At 73.3% G+C, this 1917-nt stretch carries 1 protein-coding gene and 1 pseudogene; both read left to right on the top strand.

Annotated elements, in window-relative coordinates:
* Positions 1 to 1092: phenylalanine--tRNA ligase subunit alpha (pheS, locus tag ACY45C_RS07420; RefSeq protein WP_462186892.1), on the top strand; the 1092-nt coding region annotated here is incomplete at its 5' end.
* Positions 1093 to 1095: 3 nt separating this feature from the next.
* Positions 1096 to 1917: pseudogene (locus ACY45C_RS07415) on the top strand (phenylalanine--tRNA ligase subunit beta); the annotation flags it as partial.

The following is a 1917-nucleotide window of genomic DNA, read 5'->3' as shown; positions in this document are numbered from 1 at the left end:
GGAGAGACTGTCGACCCGTCCCGGGTCCACGCCCTCGACCCTGATCAGCTCGACGCGGCCGTTGACGCGGCGCGGGAGTCGATCCGCGCCGCCGCCGACCTCGACGCGCTGGCAGCCGTCCGTACCGCCCACATCCAGGGCGCCTCCGCACCGCTGGTGCTGGCCCGCCGGGAGCTCGGTGCCCTGCCCCGTGCGGAGCGTGCCGACGCCGGTCGCCGGCACAACGCCGCCCGCACGGCGGTACAGGCCGCCTACGACGCCCGGCTGGCCGAACTCACCGCCGAGCGCGACGCCCGGGTGCTGCACGAGGAACGGGTCGACGTGACCCTGCCCGTCGACCGTCGCCGCCGTGGTGCCCGCCACCCGCTGACCGCCCTGTCCGACCGGCTTGCCGACGTGTTCGTGGCGATGGGCTACGAGGCCGCCGAGGGACCCGAGGTCGAACACGACTGGTTCAACTTCGAGGCCCTGAACATGGCGCCCGATCACCCGGCCCGCAGCGAGCACGACACGCTCTACGTCGCGCCGACCGGTGCGGGCCGGGTGCTGCGTACCCACACCTCCCCGGTGCAGATCCGCTCCCTGCTGAACCGCCCGCTGCCCGTGTACGTCGTGTGCCTGGGGCGGACATACCGCAACGACACCATCGATGCGACGCACTCGCCGGTCTTCGGCCAGCTCGAAGGTCTGGCCGTGGACAGGGGCATCACCATGGCGGACCTGCGTGGCACCCTGGAGGTCTTCGCCCAGGCGTTGTTCGGGGCGGGCCTGTCGACGCGGCTGCGCCCGTCGTTCTTCCCGTTCACCGAGCCGTCCGCGGAACTGGACGTGCAGTGCTTCGCCTGCCGCGGGGAGGCGGCCCGCCAGCCCTGTCGGGTCTGCTCGGACGAGGGCTGGATCGAGGCCGGCGGCTGCGGCATGGTCGACCCGCACGTCCTGCGGGCCGCGGGGGTCGATCCGACCCGGTACAGCGGTTTCGCGTTCGGGATGGGGCTGGAACGGGCCGCGATGGTCCGCCATGGCATCCGGGAGATCCGCGATTTCGTCGACGGTGACGTCCGGTTCAGCCTGCCGTTCGGAATCGAGGACTGACCCATGCTGATCGTGATGTCCTGGCTGCGGGAGTATGTGGCGGGGCTGCCGCCCACGCGGGCCGTCGCCGACGCGTTGATCCGGGCCGGTTTCGAGGTCGAGGGACTGCGCAGCGCCGGGGGCGAGTTCTCCGGCGTGGTCGTCGGGGAGATCGTCGACTTCGAGATCGTCGAGACGAAGAAGAAGGCCGTCCGCTGGTGCCAGGTCCGGGTCGCCGAGAGCGCCGGATCCGGGGATGCCGGATCCGGGGATGCCGGATCCGAGGGCGAGGGCGTGCGCGGCGTCATCTGCGGGGCGCACAACTTCGTCGTCGGTGACCGGGTGGCGGTCGCGCTGCCCGGCGCCGTGCTGCCCGGCGGGTTCGAGATCACCGCGCGGAGGACCTACGGCCATGTCAGCGAGGGGATGATCTGCTCGGCCCGGGAACTGGGCCTTGGCGAGGAGTCCGGCGGCATCCTGGTGCTCGCGCCGCGGGCGCCGATCGGCGCCGACGTCGCCGAGCTGCTCGATCTCGCCGACGAGGTGCTCGACATCGCGGTCACCCCGGACCGGGGCTACGGCCTGTCGGTGCGGGGGATCGCCCGGGAGGCGGCGATCGCCTTCGCGCTGCCGTTCACGGACCCGGGCGCGTCGGCGGACCTGGCCGCCGGCCCGGGGCCCGCCGGGGAGGCCTATCCGGTCGTCGTCGAGGACACCGCGGCGTGTGACCGCTACGTCGCCCGGGTGGTGGCCGGGGTCGACTCGCGGGCCACCACCCCGCCGGGGTGGCAGCGGCGGCTGTCGCTGTCCGGGATGCGGTCGATCTCGGTGCCGGTCGACGTCACC

It is taken from the genome of Frankia sp. CcWB2 (assembly GCF_977927585.1).
The sequence above is the reverse complement of the archived record's forward strand: the minus strand, read 5'-3'. Positions and strand labels throughout refer to the sequence as shown.